This window comes from Parafrankia discariae (assembly GCF_000373365.1).
GTDB lineage: Bacteria > Actinomycetota > Actinomycetes > Frankiales > Frankiaceae > Parafrankia > Parafrankia discariae.
The window spans coordinates 1-15,285 of record NZ_KB891181.1 but is presented as its reverse complement, the minus strand read 5'-3'; the positions used below and the strand labels follow the sequence as shown (position 1 = coordinate 15,285).

General features: G+C 71.0%; 16 protein-coding genes. 8 read left to right on the top strand and 8 right to left on the bottom strand.

Features of this window, described 5'->3' with window-relative positions:
* The first annotated feature begins 295 nt into the window (after positions 1-295).
* The 4 genes from B056_RS0109725 to B056_RS0109710 all read left to right on the top strand — a co-directional run bounded on the left by B056_RS0109725 (position 296) and on the right by B056_RS0109710 (position 2,392).
* Entirely contained in the window at positions 296-892 is a 597-nt protein-coding gene (locus B056_RS0109725) for a DUF6529 family protein (protein WP_026239516.1), read from the top strand.
* An 11-nt stretch (positions 893-903) separates the two neighbouring features.
* Complete coding sequence (locus tag B056_RS0109720) at positions 904-1,359, top strand: Rieske (2Fe-2S) protein (RefSeq protein WP_026239515.1); 456 nt, start codon at positions 904-906, stop codon at positions 1,357-1,359.
* Positions 1,360-1,372: 13 nt separating this feature from the next.
* Entirely contained in the window at positions 1,373-1,972 is a 600-nt protein-coding gene (locus tag B056_RS0109715) for an FHA domain-containing protein (RefSeq protein WP_018501669.1), read from the top strand.
* 69 nt (positions 1,973-2,041) lie between these two features.
* Entirely contained in the window at positions 2,042-2,392 is a 351-nt protein-coding gene (locus B056_RS0109710; protein ID WP_026239514.1) for a metallopeptidase family protein, read from the top strand.
* 42 nt (positions 2,393-2,434) lie between these two features.
* Here B056_RS0109710 and B056_RS0109705 read toward each other — a convergent pair whose 3' ends face one another.
* A complete protein-coding gene (locus B056_RS0109705; RefSeq protein WP_018501667.1) occupies positions 2,435-3,985 on the bottom strand; it encodes a toll/interleukin-1 receptor domain-containing protein in 1,551 nt (516 codons plus the stop codon).
* Between the two features lie 254 nt (positions 3,986-4,239).
* Between B056_RS0109705 and B056_RS0109700 the strand changes: the two genes are divergently transcribed.
* Positions 4,240-4,770, top strand: a complete 531-nt coding sequence (locus tag B056_RS0109700) for a hypothetical protein (protein WP_018501666.1) — start codon at positions 4,240-4,242, stop codon at positions 4,768-4,770.
* A gap of 37 nt (positions 4,771-4,807) precedes the next feature.
* Complete coding sequence (locus B056_RS0109695) at positions 4,808-5,410, top strand: GNAT family N-acetyltransferase (RefSeq protein ID WP_018501665.1); 603 nt, start codon at positions 4,808-4,810, stop codon at positions 5,408-5,410.
* Positions 5,411-5,502: 92 nt separating this feature from the next.
* Here the strand turns inward: B056_RS0109695 and B056_RS0109690 are convergent, their stop codons facing one another.
* The 7 genes from B056_RS0109690 to B056_RS0109660 all read right to left on the bottom strand — a co-directional run bounded on the left by B056_RS0109690 (position 5,503) and on the right by B056_RS0109660 (position 12,966).
* Positions 5,503-6,441: a hypothetical protein gene (locus B056_RS0109690; RefSeq protein ID WP_018501664.1), complete on the bottom strand. Its 939-nt coding sequence runs from the start codon at positions 6,439-6,441 to the stop codon at positions 5,503-5,505.
* Between the two features lie 16 nt (positions 6,442-6,457).
* Positions 6,458-7,552, bottom strand: a complete 1,095-nt coding sequence (locus B056_RS0109685) for an SCO2521 family protein (protein ID WP_018501663.1) — start codon at positions 7,550-7,552, stop codon at positions 6,458-6,460.
* Positions 7,552-8,550, bottom strand: a complete 999-nt coding sequence (locus B056_RS0109680) for an SCO2522 family protein (RefSeq protein WP_018501662.1) — start codon at positions 8,548-8,550, stop codon at positions 7,552-7,554. The genes B056_RS0109685 and B056_RS0109680 overlap by 1 nt, the downstream gene beginning before the upstream one ends.
* A 5-nt stretch (positions 8,551-8,555) precedes the next feature.
* Positions 8,556-9,476 (bottom strand): SCO2523 family variant P-loop protein, encoded by a 921-nt coding sequence (locus tag B056_RS0109675; protein WP_026239513.1) that lies wholly within the window; start codon positions 9,474-9,476, stop codon positions 8,556-8,558.
* 11 nt (positions 9,477-9,487) lie between these two features.
* On the bottom strand, positions 9,488-11,320 hold the full coding sequence (locus B056_RS0109670) for an SCO2524 family protein (protein ID WP_026239512.1): 1,833 nt from the start codon (positions 11,318-11,320) through the stop codon (positions 9,488-9,490).
* A 31-nt stretch (positions 11,321-11,351) separates the two neighbouring features.
* Positions 11,352-12,152 (bottom strand): SCO2525 family SAM-dependent methyltransferase, encoded by an 801-nt coding sequence (locus B056_RS0109665; RefSeq protein WP_018501659.1) that lies wholly within the window; start codon positions 12,150-12,152, stop codon positions 11,352-11,354.
* 292 nt (positions 12,153-12,444) lie between these two features.
* Entirely contained in the window at positions 12,445-12,966 is a 522-nt protein-coding gene (locus tag B056_RS0109660) for a GNAT family N-acetyltransferase (protein ID WP_018501658.1), read from the bottom strand.
* Between the two features lie 663 nt (positions 12,967-13,629).
* Here B056_RS0109660 and B056_RS0109655 point away from each other — a divergent pair.
* Positions 13,630-15,003, top strand: coding sequence for a mechanosensitive ion channel family protein (locus B056_RS0109655; protein ID WP_063826612.1), 1,374 nt, complete (start codon positions 13,630-13,632; stop codon positions 15,001-15,003).
* Positions 15,004-15,116: 113 nt separating this feature from the next.
* On the top strand, positions 15,117-15,285 hold a 169-nt coding region (locus B056_RS40525), incomplete at its 3' end, for a transposase domain-containing protein (RefSeq protein ID WP_195905872.1).

Sequence of the window (15,285 nt, the reverse complement as noted above, 5' to 3'; positions counted from 1 at the left end):
CGGGTCGGAAGGGCCGGATCGGCCCGTCCGGCCGGGAGGATCCTCCCGGCCCGGCCGGCCGCCGCCCCCGGCCGCCCGCCGCCCGCCTGCTGCCGCCCGGCCGCCCGCCGCCCGCCTGCTGCCGCCCGCCTGCTGCCGCCCGGCCGCCCGCCGCCCGGTTTCCGGAATCGAACTTCCGTTTCTATCCGAGGACGCGAGTTCCCGTCGGCTTGTCAGCCGAGCGACGAAACTAGACCGCACCCCCATTTTTGCTGCATAGTGCGCCGAGCAGGGATTTCGGCGAACGGGGAGGCGGATGGCGCTGGGCACGGAAGGTTCCGGTTCGGATACGGCTCGAGATAGCACACGTGCGCCTTCGGTGGGGCTGGGCCTCGCCGTCGCGTTGTTGACCGGGGTGGCGGTCACGCTGGCGCTGGCGGTCTACTCGAAGACCCACGACCCCGCCCGTCGACCGCTGTTCACCCTCGGTTTCTCCGGCATGTTGCCGATGAAGGCCTGGCTCACCACGGCCGCGGCCGTCCTCCTGTTGGTGCAGCTCACGACCGCTCTGTGGATGTGGGGGCGGCTGCCCGGGGCCGGCCGGGCGCCCGGCTGGACGGCTCCCGTCCACCGCTGGAGCGGCACGGTCGCCTTCGTGCTGACGCTGCCCGTCGCGTTCCACTGCATCTGGGCCCTCGGATTCGCCAGCAGCGATTCCCGCGTGCTTGTGCACAGCCTCGCGGGGTGCGTTTTCTACGGTGCCTACGCGGCGAAAATGCTCGGCCTGCGGACGCGGAAACTCCCGGGATGGGCGCTGCCGGTACTGGGGTCGGCGGTTCTCCTCACCCTCGTCGTGCTCTGGTTGAGCGCGTCGCTGTGGTTTTTCACCCGCCCCGACATCCCGAAATACTGAGGAAGGCCGGCATGACGCAGGAAGCTCCGACACGGCGCGTGGTGGTTCCCGGCCTTGTCGTGACCGCGGCGGGTGCCGCCGCCGGCTACGTGATCGCCTCGGGCAGCAGTGCCGCCGACCCGAAACCGCCCGCCGCCGAGGCGAACGCGGCGGGCGGCGCGCCGGCCGCGGGGAACCCCACGACCCCACTGGCCAACCTCGCCGACATCCCCGCGAACGGCGGCCTGGTCATCGAGGACGCCAGCACGGTCCTGACCCGGGACGGCGGCGACGGGATCAAGGCGTTCACGTCCGTCTGCACCCACCAGGGCTGCAACGTCAGCTCGGTCGAGGGAGGGCAGATCATCTGCCCGTGCCACGGCAGCAAGTTCGACGCGCGGACCGGTGCTCGCGTCGCCGGGCCGGCGAAGCAGCCGCTGGCGCCGATCCCGGTGACCGTGCGCGACGGCGCCGTCTTCAGCGGCTGAGCAGGGGGAGAACATGGACCTGAGCACCATCCGGGTGACCACGGCCACGGGAACTGTCGAGCTGACCCCGGACCGGTCCTATGTGATCGGCCGCAGCCGCGACGCGGACATCACCGTCGCCGACACGAAGGTCTCCCGCCGGCACGTCGAGCTCGCCCCGGGCCCGGACGGCTGGACGGCGCGTGACCTGAGCACCAACGGAGTCTGGAGCGAGGGCGCGCGGGCGAAGCAGTTCGCCGTCGACGGCGAGATCCGCATCCGGCTGGGCGGGCTGGCCGGCCCGGAGGTCCTGCTCCGGGCGTTCCGGCCGGTCCAGCGCCCGCCGGCCGCGCCGCCGCGGCCGCAGCTCGACAACGCCGACGCCGAGACCATGCTGGCCGGGCAGGGCCGCCGGCCGGTTCCCGGGCAGGCCGCCCCGCCCGCCCCGGCCACTCGAACTCCCGAGCCGGTGGGTGCCGGGGCCAGCACCAGTGCTGGTGCTGGTGGCGGGGCCGGCGCTGGTGGCGGGGCCGCGCGGCGGCACCCCCTGGCCGGCTGGCTGCACGCGCTGCCGACCCTGGTCTGGCTCGCCGCCGTGGGGTTCGCCCTCGGCGCCCTGGTCGCCCTCTCCTGACCCCCGGCCGTCCTGTCATGTGACCCCGACCGTCCTGTCGTGCCGGCGGTGCCGCGCCGGCACGGCAGGATGGGAACCGTGGTCACCGTCAGCCCGGAACGGTTCGAGGAACTGGTCGTCGCCGCGCTGGACAGCCTGCCGCCCGAGCTGGGACGACGGATGCGCAACGTCGCCATCCTGGTCGAGGACGACTCCGCGGACGGCCTGCTGGGCCTCTACGAGGGAATTCCCCTCACCGAGCGGGGCGACTGGTACAGCGGCGTGCTCCCCGACCGCATCACGATCTACCGCAATCCGATCTGCGCCATGAGCGCCTCGGAGGCGGACGTCGTGCGTGAGGTGCGGATCACCGTCATCCACGAGATCGCGCACCACTTCGGTATAGGCGACGACCGGCTGGACGAGCTCGGCTGGCACTGAACCGCGCCGAACCCCGCTGAACCGGCCGGTGCCCCGGAGCGGTCAGCTCCTTCCCGGGAACGGGGGTGCGGTGGCCGACCGCCTGCGCCGCCCGGTCAACGTGGCCTCGATCTCCTCCAGCAGGTACTCGCGGGCGACCTCCCGGTCGTCCAGGCGGCTGATCAGGTCGATGGGGGTGATGCCCCCGAGCAGACCACCCGGGCTGCACGGCCGGACCACCACCGGGATCAGCCTGCGCTCCACCCCGCCCTCGCCGGCGCCGGTGCCGTCGCTCTCCCAGGCCGCCTGCCACTGGGACTGGATCTTCCGCGCCGCGGTCAGGTAGCTCTCGCTCAGCACGGCGATCGTCCGGGTCGAGTACTGGACCGCGTCGTGCCACTCCGCGACGCGGCCCGTGCCCGCCACCATGTCGAGGGCGTCCAGGTGCACCTTGTAGTCGGCGACCTGGAGCTGGTGGGCGATCCACTGGCCCCAGTCCACGTCGGCCTCCGTGCACGAGATCAGGAAATCCCACCTGCCGGTCGCCGGCTCGGGCACCGGCAGCTGTTCGGCCGCCACCGTACGGGCCTCCTCCCCCGAACCGGCCGCGCCGGCCGTGTCGGCCGTGTCGGCGTTCTCGCGTCCCGCGATCCACGCGACGCCCTGGTACTTCTCCATGTCGACCTCGACCCGCACGAAGTCGTCCGGGTCCAGCCCGCGCAGCCGCTCGGCGACCGTCGACTGGTAGATCGCGTCCGAGACGATCAGGGCGGTATCCGGGCCGTCGGCCTTTCCGAGGACGCCGCGCAGCTCTTTCGCGTCGACCAGCCTCGCCGTGACGATCGCGGGGGTGCCGGCGAGGCCGGTGCCGTCCACGAACGCCCGGCCCTCATGCACGGCGACGCGCAGCCGGATCCGTCCGACGCTGTTGCGGGTGCGGTTGTACTCGCCGAGGGCGATCCGCAGCTCCCGGGTGAAGTCGGCGACCACCGCCTCGGCGGGTACCCGACCTTCGACGATCATCATGAATCCGTCACCGCGGTCGTTGAAGTACATGGAGTCCGCCGGGATACGGACGGCGGCCGCCGCCTGGGCGGTGACGGCGCTGATGCCCTTGCGCCACTCCAGATGCACGAGCGCACCGTTCCTGCTGAAGCCCACCGCGTCGACCACGACGATCGTCCCCAGGACGGAGACCGGAGCGGCCGAGCCGGACGGGCCGGATCTCCCGAAGGGCTCGGCGGCCCGGCCACCCCCGACAGAGACGCCCGGCACAGCGGCGGCGCTCCCGGCCGCGGCCGAAGCCGGGGCTGGGACCGAAGCCGGAGCCGGGGAGCCGTGCGACGGGCCGCCGGCCGACCGGCGGAAGACGTCGTTACCGGGATACTCCTCGGCCGCGAAGGCCAGGACGCGGTCAGCGGCGTCCGGCCCGCCTCGTCCCGACGCCACCTCCTCGCCCACCTCCCACCAGAAGTCCCGGGAGGTGTGGCTGTCCCAGCTGGGCTGACTCTCGCGGTCGATACCCGCGCGCGCCAACAGTGATGTGGCGGAAAGCTTCCGGTGGTAGACCCTCGCCAGTTCACCCAGCTCGGATTCGGAAAAGGACCTGGCCATGGACTCCCCCGTCCGGCTCGTGCCTCGTATGCCGGTACCTCATGCATTCCGACGCCCACGCGGGCCCTCCGTGCTGCCCGTCGACTGGTGTCGACCACAATCGTAGTGCCCTGACGCGGCCGGTCCGGCGCGGTACCGCCGCACGGCGCAGCGTCGGGGATACGACAGCCACATCGCGGATCGTTCGGCGCCCCGGAAAACTGCTCATCCGGACGGCCGGTGACGGCGGCACCGGCGAATGGGAGGTACCCCGAATGCGACGCGGGTCGAGAAGCCTTCGAAATACGGGATCGCCGGCGGTCGTTCTGTTCGCCGGTCTCACATTCGTCCTGACCGGCTGCGGCGGTGGGAGCGCCACGCCCGGGGCCGGTGGCCCCGTCGGCGCGGCGGCCTCGGCCCCGCCGTCCGCGAGCGGCCCGGCCGTCGACGGGGTCGCGGTCGACGGGACGTGGCGCGGAAGCCACACCTGCGCCCAGGGAGCCACCGGCCTGTCACTGCGGATCGCGGGGACCGACCCGGCCGCGCTCACCGCCGTCTTCGACTTCTACCCGCTGCCGGGGAACCCCGCTGTTCCCCGCGGCTCGTTCACCATGACCGGGTCCGTTCAGGGCGGGCGGATATCGCTCACCGGCCACGAATGGGTCAGCCGCCCCGCCGGCTACGAGATGGTGAATCTCACGGGTGCCCCGAGGGCCGGCACACCCGACCGCGTCGATGGCGGCGTCGACGGTGTGGGCGGATGCACGGGATTCTCAGTCGAACGCGCTACCCCCGCGGAGAGCTGACGCCCCATTTCCGGGCGTTCGCGGGCAGGATCGGTATGTGCGGACACGTCAGGCAGCGGAGGGCGACTGGCCGGCCATCTGGCCGGTCTGGGAGGCCGTCGTCGCCGAGGGCGAGACGTGCATGTGGGCGCCGGGCACCGACGAGCGGAGCGCGCGGGGCCTGTGGATGCTGCCGGCACCCGCGCACGTGCTGGTGATGGAAGTCGAGGACGGCCCCGGTTCGACCCGTGTCGTCGCGACGGCGCTGCTCACCCCCAGCCAGCCGGGTCTGGGCGACCACGTGGCGCTGGCCCAGCTGCTGGTCGACCCGGCCGTGGTCAACTTCGGCGGGGGCGCGTTCGGCCCCGGCGGCTACGGGGCCGACGGCTACGGGGCCGATCTGGCCAGCAGCCGCGGGGTGGGCCGGGCCGCCGCCGAGGGGATGGTCGACTACGCCGCCGACCTCGGCTACCGCGCGATGCAGCTCAACTCGGTGGTCGCCGCGAACACCCGGCTGGTGGCCCTGTGGAGATCACTGGCGTTCCGGGTGATCGGCACCCTGCCCGCGGCCTACCGCCACCCGTGGCACGGCGAGGTCGACCTCTACGTCATGCACCGCTTCCTCCCGCCCGGCAAGCCGGCCCCCCGCGTCCTCACCTGACGGGAGCCGCGGCCGAGCCTGGACGCTCCAGACCTGGACGCTCCAGACCGGACGGCCGCCCACGCGGCGACGGGTCGGCCCACCGGTCGGCCTCAGCTCGCCGCGGGCCCGGCCGCGTCGCCCGCTCCCGCCTCGGCCGCCCGCGCCTCGGCCCAGATCTCGTTGAACAGCGCGATGCGCTCACCGATGCGCGTCCGGTCGAACTTCAGATGGGTGCTGGTGATGCTGGCGCCCTGCAAAGCGCCGACCTCCACCTCGTAGCTGACCTCGTCATCGAACAGAATGAAGTCACGAAAGGTCTTGCGCCAGCCCGTCCCGCCGCCGAGCTGGTCGCCGCCGGGCACCACGACGCTGTGGACGACGATGCCCGCCTTCCGCTGGTCATCACAGATCTTGATAAAATCCGCGTTACGCCGGACCTTTTCGTTGTTGAGAATGAATACCCGCCGGACGAGCACGCCGCGGGCGACCGCCTCCTGCTGCGCCGCGAGATACGCGCGGCCGAGCTCGCTCTTCCAGAATCCGTCGCTGAAACTACGCCGCCCGCCGTCGGCGGCGGTGGTGCTGGTCGCCGAGATCGTGTGCCGGGTTCCCCGGGTGAGCGCCAGGATCCAGTCCCGATCCTCGCCCTGGCAGGTCACGGAATCACCTTCCAGGCCGCGCAGCAGCTCGTTCAGCGCCCGGATCTCCTCGGCCACGAGCCGGCCCAGCACGGGTGCCGGGGGGACCAGCTTCGCGGCCCGCTCGACCAGCCCGCTGACGGGCCGGGCACCGGGAACCGCCACCTCGACAGCCGAGTTCTCCAACGACTCCAGCAGGCGGACGCCACGGTCGACCCGGTCCAGCCGCCGGCCGACCGCCTCGACGCCGTTCTCGACGTCGACCAGGTGCTGCGCGGTGAGGACGACGCCGCCGATGAAGACGGAGAGCATCGTCGTCCAGGTCGTTTCTCCGTCGAGTAGATAGCTCAGCAGAAAAGTTGCGCCGCCGGTGGCGACCGCCACCACGACCTGTCTGATGATCCTGACCACGCGCGCCCTCCCCCGTTCAGTCCCTGTCACACGCCGACAAGGTCTTCCGCGCGGCCCCCTGGTCGGCCCCCGCGGTCCGGTCCCGGGCGGACCGGTCCGACGGCGGCTCGAGCCCGGCCAGCATGAGCTGGTCCCGAATCTGCCCGGTCAGGCTGGCCCACTCCCGGGAGAAGCCGGGCCGTCTTTCCAGCGCGCCCCAGACCTCGGCCAGCTCCTCGACGACCCGCGCGCCGGGCATCCACAGATGGAGCAGGCGGTCGATCACCGGACGGAAACGCCGCACCACCTCCGGCGCGGAGTCAACCCCGATTCGGCTGTTGTCGAGCAGGGCCTCCACCGTGGACAGCAGCCAGTCGTGAAAGGCGAGATCCTCGCACGCGGCCACCGCGTCGGACGGATCGCACCTGCCCAGCCGAAGCCTCAGTGTCCGCAGCGTCTCGTCGTGGATGACGAACTCGACGCTACGGGCTGATTGTGGCAGCAGAGGCGAATCGAAAGACCGCCAGCTGACGGCGAAACGCAGTTTCGTCCGACGTGCGCGCAACGAGGCCACCCGATCGATACCGGGGCTACGTTGAACACGGCCGAGCAACCGGCCGCTCACCGCGCCGAGATCAAGGGATGCCCTGGTCGGCGCCGTCAGGAATCCCGCTGCCAGGTCGTCCTCAGTACTGCGTCCGACAACCTCGACGGTCCCGGGGTTCGCCACGTAGTGCGACCATGGCAGCCGCCGCTCGCCGACGGCGCGGATGAGCCGGGCCCTGCTGGACGCCTGCAGGACCGTGCCTCCGGTGACGGACGCTCGGGCCACGACCGTTCCCGCGCCGTCGGCCCTGGTGCCCGAGGCGGTGGCGAGGGGGCAGTGCACCCCCACCCGGACGTCGGGTGAGAACGCGTGGGCCATGGGCCGGGTCGCGCTGCGGACCCGACCGCCCGGGACGATGTCCAACAGCGTGGCGGCGGTGGCGGCGCCGACCCGGTGTGAGTTCTGCAGCAGGGTGGTGAGCACCTCGCCGACGAGCAGGTCCAGCTCCTCGGCCGGCTCGGGCGTCTTCGGTGCGCGTGGGGCGGCCGTCGCCCGGGGAACAGCCGCCGCGCGTGGGGCCATCATCAGCGGCCCAGGAAGAGGTAGGAGAGTCGGTCCGCGGGTTCGGGTGGCAGCGGAACGCCTTCGGCAGCCGCGCGACGTCTCGTGACCGACAGCGCGGCCGAGTCGACCCCGACCTGACCGAGGATCACCCGCACGGCGTGCTCGATCGGCAGGTAGCCGGTGTCGAGCAGGGAGAACGTCCGGTAGGCGCAGAAGGGCGCGGGGGCCGGGGTGAGCCGGCCGATCGCCGGGAGGTCGGCCCACCGGTCGGGAAGACTCTCCAGATCGACCGCCACCGGACGAACCACCGTCTCGCCGCCGGCCCGTAACAGGCCCAGCCGCAGCAGCTGCCACACCGTCGCCAGGAAGGCGCATGACCAGACCCGGTGTGCCCGGTGTTCGCTCCACAGCTCCACGTCGAGGAACACCGAATGGCGGCGGGAACCGTTCTCCGTCGGCGGCCGCCAGGACTCCGCGGCTCCCATCGCCCGGCCCCCGACCGGGGACGGCGAGCGGGCCCCGTTGCACAGCCAGCCCGTCTCGTCCGGCGGCGGACGCGAACCGTTCGCCCCGTAGGGCGGGTCGACGACGAGCGCTCCCTCGACGATGCGCGCCAGCGGCGCGTGCTCGGTGGCCGTGCACGCCGACTCCCGCGCGATGTAGTCGACGGTGACGCCGCTGGCACCGGCGGCGGCGAGCAGCTCGGGCACCGCCACCGCGGGCGGCGGCATCTTCCCCTGGTCGGAGTAGTCGTCGATCAGCAGGCAGGTACTCACCCGAGGGGTCCGGCCGGCGACGCCGGCCAGGGATTCCAGCCGCGGCCGGTCCACCCACGGCGCGATGCGGCGGAAATGCTCCGCCAACGCGCCGTCACCACCGGTCAGGTCCTCCGGGTAGAAGTGACCGACCTCGACCGACAGCTGGGCCAGCGGCAGCTCCGCGGTGCGCTCGACGGCGCTCGTCTCCCGGAACACCGCGGCCCCGGAGGAGCTCGCCGGCCCGCCGGGGAAAGGTTCCACGTGCGTCAGAGCCCCTCCCACGCGCCGTCGTCCGTCAGGCGCTTCGCGAGTTCCTCGAACGCCTGCCCGGTCTCCTCGTTGGCGATCCGCGTGGTCGAGATGTCGTCCTCGACGATGATCTGCTCGCGCCACTGCAGGACCGGGTCGAGCGGGATGGAGCCGAGCATCACGCTGCGGCCGATCCGCAGCTTCGCCGCCAGCTTCTGCAGGCTGGTGTTGTACGACTGCAGCCACACCGACTGTTCCGGCCGCAGGACGGACAGCTGAGGCGAGTCCGGTTCGAGGACCGCGGTGCGCACGAACCGGATGGAGTCCTCCAGCTCGCGACGCTGGTGTCCCCAGGCCGTCCCCGCGTCGAGAACGCCGTACGGGCCGAACACCAGGCCGGCGGCGGAGACGATGTGCTGGCGGGTCCAGCGGTGGAACACCAGCCAGCGGGCCTTCTTGTCGGCGATCACCGGGTCGGCCGTGGCGCGCAGCACCAGCTCCGTCGCGTAGGAGCGGCCGGCGCTGAGGTCGACGAGGGTGAGCTCGAACTCCTCGTCGAGGCGCAGGAACAGGTCGCTGCACCGCCGGGCCATGGCCGCGTCGACGGGGAACTCGCCGCCCCCGGAGTCTCCCGGCAGCAGGGTGAGCCGGCCGGCGCCCAGCGGCCTGGCCCGCGGCCCGCCCAGCTCCGACTGCGCCCAGACGTCCAGCTGGTCCGCTTCGGCCGCCCGGCCGGCGAGGTACTCGTGCAGCCCACCGCCGCTCGCCGTGCCCTGCCCGGCCGCCTCCACCCCGAAGATCGCGCCCGCGGTGGGTGAACCGAAGTCGAAGTCGAGGTAGCAGACGTCGCTGCCCTGCATCGCGCGCCGGTAGGCGACGTTGCAGCTCGTCACGGAGCGCCCGGTGCCGCCCTTGTCGGACGTCGCAAACACGATCATCGACGCGGCCCTCAGGCCTGCCGGGCCACGGCGAGCGCGTCGAGATCGCGCAACGCCGCCTGCACGATCGAGATCGACGTCGCCGGCTGCCGTTCACGCAGCTCCCGGGCTCGCCGCAGGTTCGCCCCGATGCCGTGCAGCTGGGTGCGGGCCGGGAGGGCGGCTGTCGGTGACTCCCGCAGCAGCTCGGTCATGTGCAGGTGGTCGGCCTCCGCGAGCATGTCCAGCGCCAGCTCGGCCAGCGTGGGACTGTACGGGCGCCGGTCGGTGAGCGCCGCGACCGTGACGAGCGCCTCCATCACCCGTTCGGTGAAGTACCACGACGGCCCCTTGTCCGTCGGCGGCACGTTCAGGAGGCTGGTGTCGTCCCACAGCCCGGCGCCCGGGGGGTCGGCGAGCTGACGGAGCCGCACGTGACGTTTCCAGATCTCGTCCGCCAGGGCGACCAGCCGGTCCCGCAGAGCACTGTCGCGGGTGATGGACGCGGCCCGCGCCACCCGCTTGAGCAGCGCGGTCGAGAAGTCCGCCACCGGCCACACCAGGGGCGGCCCGAGGTCCTCGGCTCCGGTGAGCACCAGCCGCACGCCCGGGACGTGCAGCCCGATCGCGGGCTCGCGCTGCCTGGCCCGTCTGGTGACCCGGCCGCGCACGGCCAGCTCCGCCAGTACCTCCCCGATCCGCGCGATGTCGACGTCCCGAGCTCGCTCGCTGGCCAGCGCCTCGATCGTGATCGAGGCGGCCAGCAGCGTGTCGTAGTCCGTCTCCGGCCCTTCCTCGGCGGGATCCGCGCCCCGCCAGGGAACCTCCTCGACGGGCCAGCGGCCCCGGCCGAGACGCGCGATGGTGCTCCAGTAGATGCGGGCCAGATTCGAGCGCAGCTGCAACGCGCCCACCAGGCTCTCCTGGTCCGGGTTGATCAGGCCGAGCCTCCGGGTGCGTTCCGAGAAGAGGTCCGCGATACCGTCGAGCGCGACGACGGTGAAATACAGGGACGGTTTCGCCAGCGCGACGCCCGGAGCCTGGTAGACGTCGACGTTCGATTCCAGTTCGACCGGCGGCGCCTCCCGGATGATGCCCCAGGACCAGCCGCACTCGAACAGCACACCGTCGTCCTCCACGACGTCGGCCGCCAGTTCCACGCCGAGCTTCAGCTCACGCAGCGAGGTACGGGCGGGCACGAGCGCGTCACGGAGCTCGTCGAGCACCTTCTCGGTCGCTTTTTGCTCCGTGTTGACCAGGTCGCACAGCGCCCGGCCCTCCTCTGAATAAGGAGTGAAGGTCCGCACGGTGAAGCAGCGCAGCAGTCCCACCATCGACGCGGTCAGCCGGCGCGACGCGGCCCTCTCCAGCTCCAGCATCTCGGCCAGCAGCGCGTCACGCCGAACGGTCGACCGGAACTCCCGGACGAAGCCGAGAACGGCGAGCGACAGCGTGATGGACATCGAGAAGGAGTCGACGATCTCCAGCGCCTGCTGCTCGGGGGTCGGTGTCTCGTCCGGCCCGGCCGACTGGAAGTAGGAGCCGCCGGCGAAAACCGGGGCCTTCCGCTCGTTCGTGTACCGGCCGAAATACTCACCGAGGGTCTGCACCATGATCTGCGGGATCTGCCGGGCGTCGCCGATCCGCTTCAGCGCGTCACGGACATCCTTGGCCGTCTCGTCCGGCTTTACGATCTCCATGCCGGTCATCTGGTACGACGGATACATGAGACAGAGAAGCTGCTCGGCGTCACTGGTCGAGTTCGACTCGGCCCGGCCGCCGAACTTCCACTCGCCGCTCGGGTACGAGTACTCGACGGCCGACTCCCACATCTCCAGCAGAAGTTGCCTCGGACGGATATCCAACGCCGTCTACCTTCTTCCCGTTCCCGGGCCGCTAGGCGCCTGCGGTCGCGACTGAGGCGGCCGGTTCCCACTTTCTGGTACGGCCGCGGACGAGGACCATGCTCGCGTATCCCTCGCGTAGCTTCTCGGTGCCGACGAACCGGTCGGCCTTCAGATCCGTCGCCGTTCCGTCGAGACTGGCGACAATATCGTCCATCGCCACCGAAACCGCCGGGAAACGAATGTTCCCGACCTGGTATCCGCTGGATTTCTCCATATAAGCCATTGCGAACGGCGCACCGGGTACCAGCGCCTTCAGGAAGCAGTCGGAGGCCCGACGGAAATCCGCCATGTGGCCCGAGATGGAACAGGCGACGAAGAACATCGTGCCGATGTCCCACTGGGACCTGGGCAGGTCGAAGACGCTTCCCCGCTCGACCGTCGCCCGGTCCGCCAGCACCCGGCGCGGGTCGGCCACGCCGCTGTAGGCGGGTTCGCGGGTCAACACCTTCCAGAAGGGGTCCCAGGTGGAGCTGTAGGACCGGATCTCCTCCTTCAGCCACGCGACGTTACTCGCGGAGCGTTCCCACAGGGTTATCCGATCGCACCAGGGCAGCATCGACAGCGCCGGGTAGAGGTTGCTGCCGGTGCCCACGTCCAGCCCACGCAGTGAACGGGCGGCGGCCGCGGCCGCCGCCCGGGTGGCGAAGAACTCCCGCACGCCCTCGAGAATCTCCCGGTCGTCGTCACGCAGGACGGCGTAGTTGTGCGCGTGGTAGGCACCGGGATCGAACTCGTCCCACCGCGGCTCGTCAGAGGCGTCCATCGGGTACTTGCTCTTTTCTACCTGCACAGCGGCTCCCACGAATTACACGCGTCACTGTTTTGAACCAGGCTGTGGCCGGGGCGGGCGACGGGCCGCGGACCCGGGACGCGTCCGGGGGCAGGCGCGGGGGCCCTCCACGCGGCGACGAACCACCCGCGAACGGGCACGGCGGTGACAGAAACAGCGCCGTGCCGAACGGCGACGGCGCGCGCGAGAGCGAAACCGGGAGCGAGACCGCTCGACGGACGATTCTCCGTACGATGCGTCCAGGCGAGCCGGACCCGGCTGTCCAGCCGGGAGCAGGCGCGGACCGCCTCGGCTAGTGCGTGACGGTCCGCGACGCGTGATGGCCGTTTTCCCGACCGTCCGACAGCTGTGATGACGTCAGGTCGAGTTCGAGCAGCAGCCGCGGCTCGTTCTCGCCGTAATAGTCGTCGACGTCCCTGGTCTTCACGAAACCCAGCGAGCTGTACAGGTGTATCGCGGCCGAGTTGTCGGGTGCCACCGCCAGCTGCACCCAACGCACGCCACGCTCGCGCAGGCGTCTGAGGGTCTCTCTCGCCAGCCGACGACCAATGCCCTGCTCCCGACGGGAGCCATCCACCCCGAGGGCCAGGAAGTGGGCGAGATCGGTTTCGCTCTCCGATCCGGAGCGCACGGCTATCGAGTAACCAAGCAGCTCGCCGCCCTCGTCGGCGACCAGGATCTCCTGCCAGTGGACGTCGAAGAGCTGGCGCAGGACGAAGTAGGGGTACGCGAGCGGACCGAAGATCTGCTGGTCGATCCTGCTGAGCTTGGAGAGGTCCCCCTCGACGACCGCCCTCACCATGACCGTGTTCACGGCTCGCCCCTCCTGGACTTCCCTGGCCTGTCGACATGCCGGCCCGTGGGAGACAAGCGCGCAAATCAGCCGACCTGACACGGCCCATGCGCCGTCCAGCGCCCCCGCTACCCCCGTGACCTTCCCATATTCGGTACGTCACTCCTCGGTGGAGGGCCGCACGGCGAAGACTACCCTGCAGGCAAGGGGAGCCCTCGGCTGGCACGAAGATGCCTGCCGAGTGATCAACCGGATGTGACGGCACACAACGATGATGCCTCACTGGATGCGCACAATCCGTAAAACGGATGATGTGCAGAGGATATATTTTCACCGCCAAAAGTCTGGATTGACTGCTAAGAAGCAACAAAACGCACTGTGGACAAGGCTGGCGGCGCCAGAACGTCAACCACACGCAAATCACACACCGTCACATCGGGCGCCGGCTCTACCGGGAAGTAGATCCGGTCTCGGCCACCGATGAATGAGGAACGCGCCGCGTCGGCACGCTCACAGCCACAGCGGCGCCGCTCGATGCTCTCGTGTCAGCGCACCCCTCCCGGGGACTGTGAAGGGTGTCACCAGGTCAGACCACGACGAAACGGGCACGGGGTCGAGATACGCACCCGATTCGAAGGAGCCTCGCCCGTGGCGGACCGGACAGCGCTCGACCCGTTCTCCAGCATGGACACCATGGATGGCACGGATTCCGACCTCGCGGTACTCGTGATCATGGCCGGGGCGGCCGTCATCGGCTACCTGGCGTCCCTGCTCGTACACCGGATCCTGCGGCGGATCGGCCGGCACTCACGGATCGTCGAGGATCTCGCCGAACGGGGGCGACGGCCCGCCCGGCTGACACTCGTCGTTCTGGGCCTGCTCATCTCGGCGAACGCGACGGTGGAGCAGTCGTGGACGCCGGCCGCCATCCGCGTGCTGGGCCTCGCGCTGATCGCCGCGCTCGCGTGGGTGGTGGGCGTGCTGGCCTTCGTCGTGGAGGACCTGGCGCTGTCGCGCTACCGGATGGACATCGCCGACAACCGGCACGCGCGGCGGATCCGCACCCAGGTGACCCTGCTGCGCCGGATCACCGTCGTCGTGATCACCGTGATCGCGGTCGCCTCGATGTTGATGACCTTCCCGAGCGTGCGGGTCGCCGGCGCGAGCATCGTGGCGTCGGCCGGCGTGGTCGGCATCATCGCCGGGCTCGCCGCGCAGACGTCGCTGGCGAACGTCTTCGCCGGGCTGCAACTCGCGTTCACCGACGCCATCCGGGTCGACGACGTGGTGGTCGTCGAGGACGAGTGGGGCCGGATCGAGGAGATCACCCTCACCTACGTGGTCGTGCACATCTGGGACGACCGGCGGCTGATCCTGCCGTCGACCTATTTCACCACCAACCCGTTCCAGAACTGGACCCGCCGGGAGTCCGCCGTGCTCGGCGCGGTGGAGTTCGACCTGGACTGGTCGGTGCCCGTCGCCGACATGCGCGCGGAGATGCACCGGATCGTCGAGAACACCGACCTCTGGGACGGGCGGGTCAGCGTCCTGCAGGTCACCGATGCCGTCGGGGACCACGTGCGGATCCGGGTGCTGGTGAGCGGGAACGACGGGCCGACGGTCTTCGACCTGCGCTGCCACGTCCGGGAGGCGCTGGTCGACTGGCTGCGGCGCAACCACGCGGCGGCGCTGCCGCGCACCCGGATCGAGATCGACGACGCGATGGTCGGCGCCCGCGCCGAAGTACACAGCGGCGCGCGTTCCAACGGGCACCGCGTCGAGCTCGGCAAGGCCGGGCTGAACAAGGACAGGCCGAGCGATGACGGACGGGGCGGTGACGGGCCGAGCCGGAACGGGCTGGGCCGGGCCAGGGCCGTCGAGGTCGGGCCGAACAAGGCCGAGCCGGGCGGGACGGCCGCCCACACGGAGGATCTCTCCGATGCCCGGCTCTTCGCCGGCAGTGCCGATGCGGAGGAGCGGTCCCGGGCGTTCAGCGAGACGGCCGAGCATTCCCCGGTCGAAGCCACCGCTCCGACCACTCCGGACCCAATGCCGTGAAGCTTAAGTCGATCTTGAATAGTTGATGTTCGCTGTTCGTGGCTGGCGGGTGGTACGGCGTGGCGGCGTGGCATCGGTGCCGCTGGGTGGTTTGGTCACGGTTCGTGGCTTCGATGGTGACTCCGGACCAGGTGTCGGTGGGTGTGCTGGTGACGGCGGTGCCGCGGGACGCGGTGGACGAGGCGGTGGCGGCCTGCGGCGTCGGTGAGCGGCGCAGGGGCGGGAAACTCCCACCCCATGTGACGGCCTATCTGACGTTGGCGATGTGTCTGTTCTCAGACG

Coding starts and splice junctions, on each gene's coding strand:
- B056_RS0109725 (WP_026239516.1), top strand. CDS start 296: ATGGCGCTGGGCACGGAAGGTTCCGGTTCGGATACGGCTCGAGATAGC.
- B056_RS0109720 (WP_026239515.1), top strand. CDS start 904: ATGACGCAGGAAGCTCCGACACGGCGCGTGGTGGTTCCCGGCCTTGTC.
- B056_RS0109715 (WP_018501669.1), top strand. CDS start 1,373: ATGGACCTGAGCACCATCCGGGTGACCACGGCCACGGGAACTGTCGAG.
- B056_RS0109710 (WP_026239514.1), top strand. CDS start 2,042: ATGGGAACCGTGGTCACCGTCAGCCCGGAACGGTTCGAGGAACTGGTC.
- B056_RS0109705 (WP_018501667.1), bottom strand. CDS start 3,985: ATGGCCAGGTCCTTTTCCGAATCCGAGCTGGGTGAACTGGCGAGGGTC.
- B056_RS0109700 (WP_018501666.1), top strand. CDS start 4,240: ATGCGACGCGGGTCGAGAAGCCTTCGAAATACGGGATCGCCGGCGGTC.
- B056_RS0109685 (WP_018501663.1), bottom strand. CDS start 7,552: ATGATGGCCCCACGCGCGGCGGCTGTTCCCCGGGCGACGGCCGCCCCA.
- B056_RS0109675 (WP_026239513.1), bottom strand. CDS start 9,476: ATGATCGTGTTTGCGACGTCCGACAAGGGCGGCACCGGGCGCTCCGTG.
- B056_RS0109655 (WP_063826612.1), top strand. CDS start 13,630: ATGGACACCATGGATGGCACGGATTCCGACCTCGCGGTACTCGTGATC.